This is a genomic window from Erwinia sp. BNK-24-b, from assembly GCF_047456155.1.
GTDB lineage: Bacteria > Pseudomonadota > Gammaproteobacteria > Enterobacterales > Enterobacteriaceae > Erwinia > Erwinia phyllosphaerae.
Window position 1 is genome coordinate 4,146,064 of record NZ_CP179901.1, and the last position, 16,709, is coordinate 4,162,772.

A 16,709-nucleotide genomic window follows, 5' to 3' on the forward strand; every position below is an offset into this window, starting at 1 on the left:
TTATTAACATAACGGGCGTGAACGTCATTGCCAGGACGGGCGCTGGAAAACCGGTCAGCCCGCCCTGAAAGAACAGTGATTACTCTGCGTCGTCACTCTCTTGCTGAGGCTGAGAAGAAGCCCCCTGATTGCTGCCACCATGATGATAGTTGCTGCTTCCGCCACCCGCATTGTTGCTGTGATGGGATACCGGACGGGACGGAACCACGGTAGAGATAGCGTGCTTGTAAACCATCTGGCTGACCGTGTTTTTCAGTAAAATTACAAATTGGTCAAATGATTCAATCTGACCCTGCAGTTTAATACCATTCACCAAATAAATCGAAACCGGAACACGTTCGCGACGCAGTGCGTTCAAGAACGGATCTTGCAATGATTGCCCCTTAGCCATTCTATCTTTTCCTTATATGCTTGTTGTTTACTACTTAAGAGCCTGCGCTCTGAAATACTGCGTAAAAATTTGCGCACGATAACGCACCAATTGTACACAATCACCCGGCCTTCGCACTAAGAACCTGTAATACGTTTGCCAGCGCGGCCTGCGGCTGTTCGCTATCCAGCCAGTGAACATCCTTCCAGCCACGTAGCCAGGTTATCTGACGCTTGGCCAACTGTCGCGTTGCGCAAATTCCTCGATAAACCATTTCATCGTAATCGATTTCACCCTGTAAAAATGACCACATCTGGCGATAACCGACACAACGAATGGAAGGCATGTCCGTATGCAAATCACCTCGTGCAAAAAGCGCCCGAGCCTCCGCTTCAAATCCTGACGCCATCATCTGTTCAAAACGCAGTGCAATACGCTGATGAATCAATTCGCGGTTTTGCGGTGCAATAGCGAATTGCGTCACATCGTACGGCAGGGTTTCTCCGGCTGTTTTAGTCAGTTCTGTTAAAGTTTTACCTGAAATAAAAAAAACTTCCAGTGCTCGCGAGAGTCTCTGGGGATCATTCGGATGAATACGACTCCCCGCAATGGGATCTATTTCACATAACTGGCGATGAAGCGCTTCCCAGCCCTCTTCTCTCGCGCGTTGCTCAATACGCTGGCGCACGTCAGGATCGGCCGGGGGCAACGGCGATAATCCTTCCAGCAGCGCCTTGTAATAGAGCATAGTGCCACCAACAAGCAACGGGATACGCCCGCTTTGGGTAATCTCTGCCATTTCCGCCAGCGCATCGCGACGAAACTCCGCCGCTGAATAAGACTCGGCCGGATCGCGAATATCCAGCAGGCGATGCGGTGCCAGCTGCCGTTCTTCAGCGGTTGGCTTGGCGGTACCGATATCCATACCGCGATAGATCAGTGCGGAATCAACGCTTATCAGCTCAACCGGCAGCTGCTGGCGCAGGGCTATTGCCAGCGCCGTTTTACCGGAAGCCGTTGGTCCCATTAAAAAAATTGCCTTTGGCCGGCCAGCCCTGGATAATTCACTCATGTTTCAGCGTATTCATCGCTATTTCAATATCAACATACTGCAATAAGTCCGAAGGTGACGACTTCAGCAGCTGCGGGCAGAGCCTTTCGACCTCGGCCAGCAGCGCAATCGCCTGCGAGTGATTCCAGAGCGGACGATCGGCCGCCGCGTGACGCGCTAACCAGTGCGCCACCTGACCGACAGATAAGTCCGGCTGTTCGGCCAAATAGCCTAACAGTTCTGGAATCAAGTTTTGTAAATTTTGTTGGCGCAATGGTAAAGGTACGGCGCGTAGCGTGACGTGCTGCCCTTCCGCTTCCAGCTCAATGCCCATCTGCTTTAGCAGCGCGGAAAAGTGTCCGATGGCATCCCTTTCCGGCTTTGCCATTTTCATTCTGACCGGGATTAGCAGCGGCTGAGGTTTCAGGCCCTCTTCGCCGGGCACAAGCTGCGCCTGCTTCAGCCAGCGCTCCGCCACCGGCAGCGAAATCAGGGCCAGCCGCTGGTTCGATTCCACCAGCGCAACATCATTTTGCAACACGGTTAACACGCGGCCAAAGCTTTGGCTGTGGCCGTTAAGCGGTGCCTCCTGCTGCTGCTCACGCGGGTCTGGCCGTGGCGGCGTGGCTTCCCGCGCGGCAGGGAGATCGGGCGTTTGCAGAAGCTTTTGATACAGCGCGCCTTCTTTTTTCTGATAGCCGGGCTCCTGGCGCTGCCAGCTGGCTACCGGTTTCCCTGACCCTGCTCCAGCGCCCAATCCTGAACCTGCGCCTGGACCTGTCTGCCCTCTGGAACCTGAACCCATACCGGTGCCGGAATCCCTGCTCGAGCCTGCTCCTGGCTCCGCACCTTTAGCTGATGCTGGGGAAGAGAAGTGATTGCCGCCCGCCGCCTGACGGTTTTCCGGCTGCCAGCGTTCACCAGGCTCCTCGCTCTCTATACCCGGTAACGTTGCCGCACCGGTTTCCTGAAGCACGCTGATGACGCCCTGATAAATAAAGTCATGCACCAGCCGCGACTGGTGAAAACGCACCTCGTGCTTGGCAGGATGCACATTAACGTCAACCTGATGGGGATCGATTGTTAAGTAGAGTACGTAAGCCGGTTGGTGGTCGTCGCCCAGCTTGTCCTGATAGGCCTGGCGGATGGCGTGGTTAATCAGGCGGTCACGCATCATACGGCCGTTCACGTAGCAGTATTGCAGGTCGGTAACGGTACGGGAACCAGCCGGATCGGCTACCCAGCCCTGTAAACTCAGATCGCCATGCTGCCACTCAATCGCCAGCGCGTGAGTGAGAAAAGTCGTACCGCAGATGGCCCCCAGCCGACGTTCACGCTGTTTTACCTCGCTGACGCCGCGATACTGTCTGATTAGCTTGCCGTTATGCGTCAGCGAAAACGCCACATCGAACCTTGCCAGCGCGATACGGCGGATAATTTCATCAATATGGGTAAATTCCGTCTTTTCCGTGCGCATAAACTTGCGGCGGGCTGGCGTATTGTAAAACAGGTCCAGAACTTCCAGCGTGGTGCCAACCGGATGCGCAGCGGGTTTGACGGTAACCGCCATATCGCGCCCCTCCGCGTAGGCCTGCCAGGCTTCAGTCTGGTCTGCCGTACGGGAAGTTAACGTCAGGCGGGAAACGGAGCTGATACTGGCCAGCGCCTCGCCGCGAAAGCCCAGGCTCATAATCGCTTCGAGATCGTCAAGCGAGGTGATTTTACTGGTGGCGTGACGAGCCAGCGCCATCGCCAGCTCCTCTTTATTGATCCCGCAGCCGTTGTCACGAATACGGATCAGCTTTGCGCCGCCTTTATCAATTTCAATGTCGATTCTGGTCGCACCGGCATCAAGGCTGTTTTCTACCAGCTCCTTCACCACCGACGCCGGACGCTCTACAACTTCACCGGCTGCGATTTGGTTAGCAAGCTGTGGCGGCAGTACCTGAATCGGCATAGGGGATCCTTGTTAAGAAGTTGGAATCGTTAACGTCTGCCCCAGCATAACATTTTGCGATTTCATATTGTTGGCCTGCTGTATCGCTTTAGGGCTGACGCCGTAGCGGGCAGCAATCCCGGTCAGCGAGTCGCCGCGGACAACTTTATGCCGCTTCGGCCTGCTGGCGCTGACAGTAGCGCTGGCGCTGCTGGCCGGTACTTTTAAGCGCTGCCCAACCCAGACTACATCCCGTTTCAGCGAATTCATTGAGCGCAGCATCGCCATGCTCACGCCATAGTGGGCGGCGATGCCGGAGAGCGTTTCGCCCCTTTTGACCACATGACGCGTAACCGCACCGGAGTAACTGGTATTAGCCGGTGCGGGATTAGGCTGCACATCAACCGCCGTTGCGGACTGCAACGGTCGGTTTTCCTCCTTTGGGACGGATTGCAGCGGATGCGCCAGGAAGTAGTTGCGCAGGCCTTTATATATCGACTCCGCAATCTTCTGCTGGTAAGCGCTACTGCCAAGCAGTTGCTCCTCCGAAGGGTTACTGATAAAGCCGGTTTCCACCAGCAGCGAAGGAATATCCGGCGAACGCAAGACGCCAAGGCTGGCATGTTCGGGACGCCGTTTGTGCAGTGAACCCACGCGCTGTAGCTGGGCGATAACCTTAACCGCGACGTCGTAACCTACCCGCTGCGAATGACCGAATTGCAGATCGAGCACTGCCTGGCTGAGATACGGATCGGCCTGGCTGTTTGCCAACAAATCGCCAGCACCGCCCAGTAATTCAGATTGCTTTTCATGCTGCTCCAGCCAGCCCGCCATTTCGCTGTTAGCGCGACGGTTAGAAAGCACCCACACTGAAGCACCAGATGCGCTACGGTTCGGCGCGGCGTCGGCATGGATAGAAACCAGCAGGTTAGCGTTTTGCTTACGCGCCACGTCCGAGCGCCCCATGACGGAAATAAAATAGTCGCCGTCGCGCGTCATTACGCCCTTAAACATCGGGTCGTCGTTTAACAACGCTTTCAGTTTGCGGGCAATGGCGATAGTAACGTTTTTCTCTTTCAGTCCGTTGGCACCGATAGCGCCGGGATCCTGACCGCCGTGTCCGGCATCAATCGCGACGATAACGGCTTCATCAGCTGCGCTAACCTTTCTGCCTGGCGCAGCCACTTCGTCACCGCTACTGACAGCCGTAACCGGATTGCCTTTAAAAGGGTTTTCTTTCGGCGAACGCGATACCGTGCTGACGTTAGCTGTCGCGCGCGGTGCGGGACGGGAGCCGGTAACGGTAAAAACGACGTTATAGCTGTTGCCGTTACGCTGCGTGACGGCGCGCGTTTTACCACGCTGCGTCAGCTCAAACACCAGCCGGATACTCTGGCTGTCTTTCGGCGTGCTTGCCCGAATACGTTTTAACAGATTATCGCCGCTGAACGTCAGAGGTAGCCCTTTAATCACGCCGCTCTGGCGGATATCCAACACCACGCGATCCGGATTATGCAGCGGAAAGAAACCGTAGACTGGCTGACCGTTAAAGCTCAGCGTCACCGTCGCTTTGTCGCTGCCGTTGGCCACCTGGATATCGGATAAGCTGGCGGCAAGCGTGGAAAAAGTGCTCAGCAAAACGGCCAGCAATACGCCCAGTTTCATACGCAACATCATTGTTCGCCCTTTTCCAGCATGGCTAACATCTCTTCGCCCAGGGTCGAACAAGCTTTCAGTTCCGCCTGACGCGCCGCGCCCTGATAGCTAAGAAAGAGTTCAACATCCGGCTCAGGCAGGAAACCCGCGCCCTGCTGCGGCCATTCGACCAGACAAAGGCTGTCGCCGCTGAAATAGTCGCGGATGCCCATAAACTCCAGCTCTTCAGGATCGGCCAGGCGATAGAGGTCGAAGTGGTAAACGCGGCGATCCGGCAGTACGTAAGGCTCCACCAGCGTATAGGTAGGACTTTTTACGTTGCCCTGGTGTCCCAGCGCCTGCAAAAAGCCCCGGCTGAAGGTGGTTTTCCCCGCGCCCAAATCTCCATATAAGTAAAGTGTTGCCGCGCATGGACAGGCGCGGGCCAGGCTGGCTCCCAGTGCGAGGGTTGCCGCCTCGTCGGACAATGCTATTACACGGCTCTTCATTCTTTTCTGTTCAGGATCTCTGGGTTAACAAACAGGTACAGCTCGGAAAACAGATCGGTCGCCAGCATGCCGCGCGTGCCAAGGCGTTGCGATACCGCCTGGGCGGCAGCGCCATGCGCTACGCAGCCAGCGCAGGCTGCATCATACAGCGAGAGCTTTTGCCCTGACAAACTGCCAATGATGCCGGAAAGCACATCGCCCATACCGCCGGTCGCCATGCCCGCGTTGCCAACATCCGCAATCGCCATTTCGCCCGTTTCGCTGGCGATAATCGTGCCCGCGCCTTTCAGTACCACGACGCCACCATAGCGTTTCACTAGATTTTGCGCTGCAAGTAAGCGGTCACTCTCTATTTCGCTGGTCTTTACGTTCAGCAGCCGCGCCGCTTCGCCCGGATGCGGAGTAATAACGCGATTTTGACGTTTATCGCCATTGATTGCCAGCAGGTTAAGCGCGTCCGCGTCCCAAAGCATCGGTTTAGCGCTATTTTTTACTTTTTCCAGCGCTTCTTTACCCCAGTCCCGCTGCCCCAGCCCTGGCCCGATAACAATGACGTCGGCCCATTCCAGCGCTTCATCAATCGCCTGCGCGCTTAGCTCCTGTACCATTAATTCAGGCCGCGCCGTCAGTAACGCCGTCAGATTGTCTTTGTGAGTAAGTACTCGCACCAGGCCAGCACCAGCGCGTAACGCAGCTTCGCCCGTCATGCGGATAGCGCCAGCCGTGCCGTGATCGCCGCCGATAATTACCAGCTTGCCATGATCGCCTTTATGCGAGGTTGGCTTACGAGGCGGCAGCCAACGCGCCAGCGCTGAAGCGTCGTAACGCGCAACAGGAGCAGTTTGCCCGGTCAGCCAGCCATCGAGGCTCAGCGCGTGAAAGTGCAGCTGCCCCACAACATCACGAGCTTTGCCCGTCAGCAGGCCAGGCTTAAGCGCAATAAACGTCAGCGTATGGGCAGCATTTATTACGGAGCCGGGCGTTGTACCGTTAGCGGCCACTAACCCGGAAGGAATATCTATGGCAAAAACCGGCGCGCTGGCGGCGTTTGCTTTGTCAATAAGCTGCGCGTATTGCTCGCCCGGCGCGCGGTTAAGCCCCGTTCCCAGCAGCGCATCGACAATCAGATCGGTTTGCTCAGGCCATGCCATTTCCGGCGCATGAATTTCCCCGCCTGCGTTCAGCCAGGCTTCCCGCGCCTGGTTTGCCTCATCAGGCAGCGATTTTGATCCTTCACAGGCAATTAACGTGACCTCAAGGCCGGCCGACTTTGCCAGACGAGCCACGATAAACCCGTCTCCACCGTTATTACCGTGACCGCAAAGGATTAGCCAACGCTGCTTATCAGGCCAGAGCGTACGGATCCTGGTGAAAGCCGCTTCGCCCGCACGCTGCATTAGCTCAAACAGCGTGATGCCCATCGCGTCAGCGCCCTCACGCTCAAGTTGCGCTATCGCCTCTACAGGCCACACGGAATAGGGTAAACTGGTCGGGTTATTTAGCTGGTTCAGGTTAGTCATGTCGCATCCTCTCGATCTTTTTCAATTCGCCCTGGATATTAAACAATGGGGGCTGGAGCTTGGCTTTCAGCAGGTTGGTATCTGTGATACCGATCTTAGTCTGGAAGAGCCGCGTCTGCAGGCGTGGCTGGACAAGCAGTATCATGGCGAAATGGAATGGATGGCCCGTCACGGTATGATGCGCGCCCGCCCCCATGAGCTACAGCCCGGCACGTTACGCGTGATTAGCGTGCGTATGAATTACCTTCCCGCCAAAGCGGCTTTCGCCAGCACCCTGAAAAACCCTCAGCTAGGTTATGTTAGTCGTTATGCGCTGGGGCGTGATTATCACAAAGTATTACGCAATCGCCTGAAAAAGCTTGGCGATCGCATTCGCGAGCGTTGTGAAGAGGCTGAATTCCGCCCCTTTGTTGATTCCGCCCCGGTGATGGAAAGGCCGCTGGCCGTCAAGGCTGGCCTGGGCTGGACCGGTAAACACTCGCTGGTGTTGAACCGTGAATCCGGCTCGTGGTTCTTTCTTGGCGAGTTGCTGATCAATCTGCCTCTGCCAGTTGACCAGCCGCAGCAGGAGCAGTGTGGTCGCTGCGTCGCCTGCATTACCACCTGCCCGACCGGCGCCATCGTTGAGCCTTACGTGGTTGACGCCAGACGCTGTATTTCCTATCTGACTATCGAACTGGAAGGCGCGATCCCTGAAGAGTTCAGGCCGCTTATTGGCAACCGGATTTATGGCTGTGATGACTGCCAGCTGATCTGTCCGTGGAATCGTTACGGACAGTTAACTGATGAGGATGATTTCAGCCCTCGCGCGGTACTGCATGCGCCACCTCTGACCGAGCTTTTTGCCTGGGATGAGGAGACATTTTTGCGTGTCACGGAAGGTTCGGCGATTAGACGTATCGGCCACCTGCGCTGGTTACGTAACGTTGCCGTTGCGCTGGGCAATGCACCATGGTCACCGGAGAATGTTGCTGCATTAGAGCGCCGTCATGGCGAAAATGCCATGCTGGATGAACATATTGAATGGGCGCTTGCTTGCCAGCTGGCAAGACGTGCTGAGAATGCGATTGAGGTGCAGAGTTCTCAGCAAAAACGGCTGGTGCGCGTCATTGAAAAGGGTTTACCGCGCGATGCATAAGTGAGCACGCAGGCTTTTCCCTGCGGAAAAAGGGTTTTCCACATGCTGTGCATAAAAATAAAAAGTTGTTGTCATTCAACTGACACAGAAACCGCAAGCGATCTGAATAACAATTTGAAATATTAATTCCATTAATTAAAACAGCAAGTTAAACGCGAGGCGTTACGCTTTTTACTTACAGGCGATAAACGAAGCGCAGCGGCATCCTGTGGATAACTCTGTTGAAGAAGATTTTTTACGGCGGCAAAAAGCCTGCCCCAACCCTTTCCGGGCTGTGGATAACTTAAAAAGAAATTATTTGTCTGGAGCGGGAAACGAGACTCGAACTCGCGACCCCGACCTTGGCAAGGTCGTGCTCTACCAACTGAGCTATTCCCGCAAAGAGGTGACGTTCACTGCCTGACCGCAAAACAACTAACCTGTTGTTTTAAAAGAAATTCTTTTTCTTAAACGGTAGAGCGGGTGCGATTATGACCGTATCCACAGGCAAAAACAAGCTTTTTTCTGCCTCTGGCGTGGTGTGAAAGCGAAATTGTTTGGGCCACGACGGCTTTGCAAATATAAAAAAATACGCCCTGAAAATCAGGGCGTACACTACAGGCCGCTAACAAAACTAAAGCGATGAAAGCTGTTTGTTAACATCCTCGCATCGATAAGCATGGGCAGCGTTACCCGCTGCCCGCTACAAGGTTAATTATTTTGTTGGCTTCTCGATGGTTTGGTTATCCATCAGCACTTTCCACTTTCCTGCATCAGCGCCATCATGTGCTGGCGAACCGTTAGCAGGTTTTACGGAGTTGGCAAAATTGCCGCCATCCGGACGAGAAGAACTGCCCGGGCCGCCTACGATAGGTTTTGTAGGCTGCACCGTCGGCCATTTTTTGGCTGGCGTTGTGCTGTCCGCAGTACCGGCATTTGCGGAAGGACGTCCTGGTTTTACATTGGCCGAATTATTGTCCGGCCTCTGATAGGCTGGAGAATTATTGGCGGGTTTGACGGAGTTGGAAAAATTCCCGCCCTCGGGACGAGAGGAGCTGCCCGGCCCGCCTACGATAGGTTTCGCAGGCTCAACCGTTGGCCATTTTTTGGCAGGTTTAGTCGAGTTCGGGCCGGCAGGATCCGTAGAAGGGCGTCCGGGTTCAACGCTGGCGGAGTTATTGCTTCCCGGCTTCTGCTTAACTACGTTACCGCTGTTGCCAGAATCAATCGTATGCGAAGGCTTGCTGGCTGGCCTGCTGATGTCCGGCTGCTGCGTAGATAAGCCGCCGCTGCCCGGCCTCTGCTTAGCTGAGTTATTACTATTGCCAGAATCTATCGTATGCGAAGGCTTATTAGCAGGCGTGCTGTTGCCTGGCTTCTGCGGAGTTGATCCATTGCCGCTGCCCGGTCTTACTGTAGTATTACCGCCGTTGCCCGGTCTTACGAAAGCCGAGTTATTGCCGCTGCCAGGCGTTACAGTATGTGGGGGTTTAGTAGCATTATTGTCAGTTGGTTTTTTTATATCTGCGCCGCTGTCCGGTTTTTTACCTTTATTCTTCGAAGGCACGCCAATAGTATAAGAAATATTATTTCCTGCTTTCTTATCATCCTGGGTTACCGTTGACTTTTTATCAATATCTGTGTTGATGTCGCCTTTTACATTATTACCGGAAAGATCCAGGTTAATGGTATTGTTCTGCTGCTCTTTTTTATGAACCTCATCAAGCGTGTCGACATAAAAGTTCCCGGTTGGCGTCCCTTTATAACTCATGCCGAAACCGCCACCACCATAGGTGCCTGAAGAATCGATGTTGTCTACCAGTTCCTGTGAATTTATCACCCCGCCCACGTCAATTGAGCCCGTCTGATTTTCAGAAATAACATGCGCGCCAGTCATATTAAGATCGCCGCCTGCTTTGATATGGACTTCTCCAGTCGCGGCAATTCCGGATTGTTTATTTGTGACATTGCTATTGTGATCTTCACTTCCTCCCCCCCGCTTACTGCTGCGGTAGGCAAAATACCCTGGGAGGTTATAGCCACACCCACTGAGCCACCCCACTCTCCACTGCTGGCTGTTTCGCGATACGTGTCCTGAATGGAGGCAATCTTGAGATCGCCGTCAACGTTAACATCAGCAGTTTCCGCCTTGATGTTCGCGCCCTTCATTTCCATATTGCCTTTGACTTTTACGTGAACACTATTAGCGTCAATGCTTGAATTGCTATATAACGTGGCATCAATATCGCGCTGGCTGGTGGAACCGCTATAATCTACTGAAACACCCGCACCCGCACCGGTAGGCCCGCCGCCGGCGCTGCCCGCTAAGCTGACATTATGTGATGATGTGCTGGTTGATTCAGTGGTGCGGCTCTTCGCTGCCGCCATGTTAAAATCTCCACCTACGTCTATATCTACTTGATCAGCTTTGATATCGACGCCGGTCAGCGTAGTATCTTTTTTAGAATTGAAAATGAATTGTCCGCCATAAAACTTATTGACATTTTCTGTTCTGGTTTCAGTTTCCGTTTTCTCCGTTTTTTGCGACCAGCCAGCAGAAACCGAGCCTCCGGCCAAATCATTTAGCAATACGTTAGAAACATTGCCGCCCATCTCAACTGCCGCCATAAGAACATCAACTTCCATGTCCTTATTGAGTGATTTATCTATAAGGCGGTCTGTTTTATTATAGGAATCTATTAAGGAGCTATGAACCTCTCCTTTAATCCCGCTAAACGTTTCCTTAACTTCAGTGGAGGACTTATTCACATCCTCATATTTTGTGGAAATAATATTTTCAGCACTAAGACTAGCCGTTGCGCTATCGCCTACGGTTAAATCCATACCCCCGATATCCAGCGTATTTCCGGCCTCAATATCAACGCCGTTAGTGAAATTAAAGTTAGCGTTTTTATTGGTAATTTTAGAATCCCTGGTCACCGTTTCCTTTGTTTTTAAGCCGGCTTTAAAAGAAGCCGTGTCCGCTGTTGCAGCCGCGCCGGGGCGTTTGGTATTAGAGTTACTCATATTACCTTCAGGCCCTTGGGAATTATATTCCGCCTCTTTTGTATCTACACCATCCAGTGAACTATAGGTAGTTTCAGAGGCTTCGAGACCTGGTATATCAGTTTTATAACCAAACTCCAGACTGCTTTCCGTAACCTTACGTTCTTTATACGAATGATCCTGAGAGGTTTTAGTAATGACATCATTACCGGCCATAATAGCTCCGCTGGAAGCATTGTATTCACCCCCAGCGAAAACGGCATCCTGAGCAGCATCAACAATAAAGGCGCCGCCGGTCTTAACCGTATTAGCTTTAGCTTTAGCTGAGGATTCGGCGACTTCTTCCGTGCGGGTAGTCAAAATACCATTAGTTTGATAGTCGTAGCTATAAGAAGAATTTACTTCATGAACATCATTAAAGTTCACGTTACCTTCAGTGGCCGTGACGCGTATGACATTGTCTTCCTTTTCTCCGCCCGTAATTTCAATACCGGTAATATCCACCTGTTTGGCTTTGATATTAATATTGCCTTTCGCGTTAAGACCATCGTTATAGGCACCAATTTTTTGATTGCCGTCTTCGTCTCGTCCTACGCTAGCGATAATATTGACATTACCCTCTTCGGCATACATATTAATATCTTTACCCGCTTTGAGTCCGCTACCGCTATTGGTGATATCACCAGATTTGCTGACCATAGTGGCGGAACCGCCTGCCGTTATACCGGCATTCATCCCGCTGCTGATATTATTTATATCGCCTTCCGCCATCAGCCAGGTATCGTTGCCAGAGCTGATAGATCCATTAATATTATTAATATTCTCAGCATCTACAACAACATTATTACCAGCATGGATAGCCGCCGACCCGGTTTCATTATAGGTTTTAACCTCTTCAACGGTGTTACTGGCAAGATAGATGCGCGGTACCATCACATCCACACCGTCAATAGACTCCGTGACAAACCAAACGATGTCCTGTTTCAGGTTAGTAATCTGATCCTGAGTTAACGGCTGGCCGGTGACAAAATCGGCTCCCGCCTCGCTGCTTACCAGCTCGATGGTATTATCCAACATCATTTTTACAAGGTCAGCGCCTTCCACGTTGTATTTTACCGCGAAAAAACTTCCAGTGGATTCGTTGAGCTGGCGACGAATAAGTTCGGAGACAAAATAGTTGTCGCCAATAACTATCGTGGGCTGCGAGCTGTTATAACCTATGGAGTTGAAAAAATAATCAGATCCATAATATTTTGACTGGTCGATCATAGGCAAACGCGTTTCATACATAGGTATAACAGTATGGGTTGCGCCCGTGTCCGAGTTTACCGATGAAGTACTTGCAATGGAGGCCAGGTGGTCAATAAAAGCCTGTGATTTTTCAAATAATCCCTTAATTTCCGTTAGCGTGGCGATCGTGGGCAGCGTACTGATGCCCATACTGATTTCGGAAATGTTCTTTTTGTTGACCTTAACTTCATAACCCTGCTCAAGAGTGGAGACTTGTTCTTCACCTATTTCAACATTAACAACTTTGTTTTCCATCGCGCCATCTGCCATTTCTGTTGCGATGCCATTGTTAAAACTTCCGCCAGTATGAACGAAATTTTTCCCTGCCACGATGGAGGCTTTTTCAGCAGGCAGGAAATAAATTTTCATTTTTTCTAAAAGCGATATTTCTCGCGATGCTCCCCCCTCTCCTGCACCTGAAGAACCCACGGACTCCCCGGAACCTTTAACCAATTCCCCCCAGCGCTGGATCATATAAGAATGATCGGTGGCTTTCCATTGCTCGCCGAACATCTTATTCATCATTTCATTTAAAAGGGCGTGGCTTGACGCTAAATCTTTAATGGTTAAATCATACTTCATCCGACTACTGGAGTCGACTTGTTCATAATGTCCATCCCTGTCAGCTCCGTTGCCGTAGAGGTAATTTAACATGTCATAGAATGTATCAAATACTAAATTTACCTCTTTTTCCCAGCTAGCCTGCCAGTGGTAGAAGTACAATGCTATTTTATCTTGCAGCGGATTCTTTAAATACTCCAGCATGTTAATACTAGCGGATTTTGACGAGTTATACAGATCGCCTCTGACCATAACATTATCTTTAGCCTGGATTAAACCCCCTTCGTTTTTAACAATCGCTGGCGTCTCACTATCTTGATTAATATATAAATTAGCGCCAGATGAAATTTCTGCCTGCACATCGAGTGCAATATCAGAAGAAAGCCCCGGCAGACTTATATAAACGGAGTGCGTTTTTCCCCATGTAAGATTATTACCTTCTTCTCGTGTCTTTTTGCCAGTTTGATAGCTACTGTAATCCCAACTCTCACCCTTATAGGTGCTTTCATTGTAAATGTTGGCCGCGTCCAGGAACATATTTCCTTCCGAGCGGATAACACCAGCCTGATTGTGGATGGTTCCGGCCTCCATTACCATTTGCTGCTGGCTAAGAATGTTGCCTCTCAGCATATTAATAATAGCATCGCTGGCTTTGAGGATAGTATTACCCATAGAGTAAATAAGAGAGTTAATATTATTTACAATTTTAACTCCAGTTATAACAATATTATTCGCACTAACAATAGATTCATTATTGTAAATATTTTTACCACTGATATTAACTGTACCAAAAGATTCCATTGCCTTATCAATACTAACATTACCAGTAGCGTTAATGTTGAGATTATTAGACGAAATCATAGTACCTTCAGCGTTACTAAAATCACCCTCTTTATTTAGGATTAATGACCACCCGCCAAAAACATAGCCATCTTCATTCTTAATATCTGTAGCGGAAATTTCCAGGCTACCCATATTACTTATTGCGCCAGACTTATTATCTAAAGAAGTTACTTTAATTACGCTATCGCCATAGACATCTTCAGAAACAATAACGCCTGAATTTTTTAAAGAACTTGCCTCCAGGTTATAATTAACCGCGCTGATTTGTGCTTCAGTACCGTTATCAATGACATCAGCAGTAATAGAGAGATTATTATCGGATACTATAACCGCCTGATCGCTGTTATTAACTTTATCTGCTTTAACAGAAAGTTCATCAATCCCGAAAATCGTACTTTCGTAACCGGTATTGGTGATTTCTTTGGCAGAAATGGATAAATTATCCGCCTGGATAAGGGAAGCAGCTTCGTTCAGCAGAGAATTAATCTCGGTTAGCTTTAAAATATTCTCCGCAAGAATATATGCGTTATTCTGGTTAACGACGCTGGCCACTTTGCTAATAATTATATCCAGAGCCTGTAAATTCGCCAGCTCACCTTTGTTTACAAGGCTGTTAATGTTATTCATTATCAGGCTGAGGCTGGTCAGAATACCACCTGCGTTTTCAACGGTCTGGATATTTTCCAGGCTAACCCCCCCCATTGACTGGAGAGTCGCATCACTACTGTTCTGCAGAAGACCAATATCACTGGCAACAATCATACCAGCAGCTTCTAATACCGAACCTGAAATATTTTTCAAATTTTCCAGCGTGGAGAAATAGAGCGATCCGTTGAGAGAAGAAATAACGCTCTTATTGCTGTTGGTTAACAGATCCACACCGGTGAATTTAATATCACCATAAGCATAAATGGCGCCCAACTCGTTTAATACTTTTTTTATGTTATTGATGGAAATTTCTTTATTAGCCGCTATTTTACCCTCTTTATTTTCAAGGGTGTTGACATTTTCAATAGAAATATTTTCACCAGCGAGCTTGCCGTTATCATTAATAACTTTATCGGCGTTGCTCACCTTCAGCGCGCCTTTTGCAATAATAGTTGCGTTACGGTTGTTAAGGGAATCGATATGGCTGAGCGTAAGGTCGCCCTCGGTGCTTTGTATCGTAGCTCCATCGCTATTGCTAACCACAAGCTTACCGGCAGTGGTGCCGTCCAGCGTCATTTGATCCGCAGAAATGAGCGCCGTTTCGCCGGTATTAGTCAGTTCATCTGTAGTAATTGTTACCCGCTCTGCGTACATTGAACCCGTGTTCTCTACCGTGCCCAGCGTCAGTTTCAGATCGTCAGTCGTGGCAAATATGCCACCATTTTTCAAACGGCGGCCTTTTAGTTCAATTGATCCATTGGCCTGTACCGTACCGTTGTTGACCAAACTATCGGTCAGATTAAAAATCAGGCTACCTTTTTGCGCTGCCAGTACAGCCTGGTTATTTTCCAGCATCCCGGCCGTGATAGTGATATCCCCGTTAAGACTGGTCAGGCGGGCATCAGACATCACAATGGCGTTGTCGATGGTCTGAGCACCGACTTTTACAACATATTTGCCTTTGCTGAGGACCACCTGAGCACCCTCAATTCTGTTACCGTGACTATCGACGGCATAGAGAGTGCCGCTAATGACATAGCGGTCTGCAACGTTTATCTGAATAGAAGGAATCGCACTACTGGTTCTGGCACCGCTTTTCGCCACCAGGCTCGCAGCACTTTGTAGTAGTGAACCCGCATTGATACGGATAATACCCGTTTCAGCTATGACGTTACTTTTCAGGTCAAGTTGGGCTAACGCCTGTAGAATGACGTCGCCCTGCGCACTGAGACCGCCCACGCCCGTGCTGGCATTGTTTTGCAAGGTAATGCTCTTGCCTGCAATTTCGATATTGCCATTTTTGCTGACGGTAGCAGCCAGGTTGATCTCCCCATCTGCCGTAATCTCAATGCCCTGACTTCCAACGATGCTGCCTTCATGCGTTACGCCAGCGCCGCTTTCAGTACTGATGAGTTGAATTCTGTTACCGTACATCGAGCCTAAATTGGTGCCGCTTATGGCGACTTTAGGCGTATCGTTGCCCGTCAGGCTGCGTACGGAATGGGTTCGCGAAGCCGTATCATAGTCATTAAGCCCGGTAACTATTTTGACATCGGCAGTACCTGCAATCTCTCCGGATAATGTTGCGCTACGGCTAACGATATCAAAATAGCTCAACCCATCCGTGTTGATTCCCGTACCTTCAACAGCGACATTGCCGCGTTCAACAGCCAGCTGGATATTCCCCGCCTGATCGAAATTCACTCTTCCGGTGCTTAGCGTAAGATTATTAGCATTAACGGTAGAAACGCCGTTTACCGTAATACCGTTCTCATTGGCTACGATTAGATCTGCCCTACGACCAAAAACCTCCATCGAACCTGCAAGATGGCTGCCTTTTGCGCCGGTAACTTCGTTAAGGATCACCTGGGCCTCAGAAGAGAGCTGGTTATTCTTAATGACAAAACCACCTGTAGCAGACACGCCGTCCTGCATACTGTTGTTAAAAATTATCCCCTGTTGGCCAACATTGAAATCCGCGTATTTGTTATGAGAAATGCCTTTATTATTGGGATCGTTAATGTTGATAAGCGGAGTACCATTGGCAGCAGCACCCACGTTTAGCTTTCTTTCTTCATTGGTGTCAACCACGATACTGGCCATTACCTGGCATGGAAAAATTGCCGCCATGGCCAGCATGACAGGCTTCAGGCGTAAATTGGCTTTATTTCTTGCAACGAATTTCAACTTTCTATTTTTCATTATCATTCCCTAATTAAAAAA

The 16,709-nt window shown here is 50.5% G+C and carries 8 protein-coding genes, 1 tRNA gene and 1 pseudogene; 1 reads left to right on the forward strand and 9 read right to left on the reverse strand.

What is annotated here, in order from left to right; translation table 11 throughout:
• Positions 1–79 precede the first annotated feature (79 nt).
• The 6 genes from hfq to nnr form a co-directional block, all read right to left on the reverse strand.
• Entirely contained in the window at positions 80–391 is a 312-nt protein-coding gene (gene hfq / locus ACMGGR_RS19180) for an RNA chaperone Hfq (protein WP_246760812.1), read from the reverse strand.
• Between the two features lie 100 nt (positions 392–491).
• Positions 492–1,442 carry a tRNA (adenosine(37)-N6)-dimethylallyltransferase MiaA gene (gene miaA / locus ACMGGR_RS19185; protein WP_246760811.1) on the reverse strand — a complete coding sequence of 317 codons (951 nt, stop codon included), beginning with the start codon at positions 1,440–1,442 and terminating at the stop codon, positions 492–494.
• Positions 1,435–3,378: a DNA mismatch repair endonuclease MutL gene (gene mutL / locus ACMGGR_RS19190; protein ID WP_414147624.1), complete on the reverse strand. Its 1,944-nt coding sequence runs from the start codon at positions 3,376–3,378 to the stop codon at positions 1,435–1,437. The genes miaA and mutL overlap by 8 nt, the downstream gene beginning before the upstream one ends.
• 12 nt (positions 3,379–3,390) lie before the next feature.
• Positions 3,391–5,034, reverse strand: coding sequence for an N-acetylmuramoyl-L-alanine amidase AmiB (gene amiB / locus ACMGGR_RS19195; RefSeq protein WP_414147625.1), 1,644 nt, complete (start codon positions 5,032–5,034; stop codon positions 3,391–3,393).
• Positions 5,031–5,501: a tRNA (adenosine(37)-N6)-threonylcarbamoyltransferase complex ATPase subunit type 1 TsaE gene (tsaE, locus tag ACMGGR_RS19200; protein WP_246760808.1), complete on the reverse strand. Its 471-nt coding sequence runs from the start codon at positions 5,499–5,501 to the stop codon at positions 5,031–5,033. The genes amiB and tsaE overlap by 4 nt, the downstream gene beginning before the upstream one ends.
• Positions 5,498–7,021, reverse strand: coding sequence for a bifunctional ADP-dependent NAD(P)H-hydrate dehydratase/NAD(P)H-hydrate epimerase (gene nnr / locus ACMGGR_RS19205; protein ID WP_414147626.1), 1,524 nt, complete (start codon positions 7,019–7,021; stop codon positions 5,498–5,500). The genes tsaE and nnr overlap by 4 nt, the downstream gene beginning before the upstream one ends.
• On the opposite strand from nnr, the gene queG reads away from it, so the two are divergent.
• Entirely contained in the window at positions 7,020–8,159 is a 1,140-nt protein-coding gene (gene queG, locus ACMGGR_RS19210) for a tRNA epoxyqueuosine(34) reductase QueG (RefSeq protein WP_246760806.1), read from the forward strand. The two genes, nnr and queG, sit on opposite strands and share 2 nt — an antisense overlap.
• Positions 8,160–8,462: 303 nt before the next feature.
• Here queG and ACMGGR_RS19215 read toward each other — a convergent pair.
• From ACMGGR_RS19215 to ACMGGR_RS19225, 3 genes and pseudogenes are all read right to left on the reverse strand, one after another.
• Positions 8,463–8,538, reverse strand: a tRNA-Gly gene (locus tag ACMGGR_RS19215).
• 315 nt (positions 8,539–8,853) lie between these two features.
• On the reverse strand, positions 8,854–10,200 hold the full coding sequence (locus ACMGGR_RS19220) for a hypothetical protein (RefSeq protein ID WP_414147627.1): 1,347 nt from the start codon (positions 10,198–10,200) through the stop codon (positions 8,854–8,856).
• 17 nt (positions 10,201–10,217) lie between these two features.
• Positions 10,218–16,694 (reverse strand): annotated as a pseudogene (locus tag ACMGGR_RS19225) (hemagglutinin repeat-containing protein); the annotation flags it as partial.
• Positions 16,695–16,709: the final 15 nt, after the last annotated feature.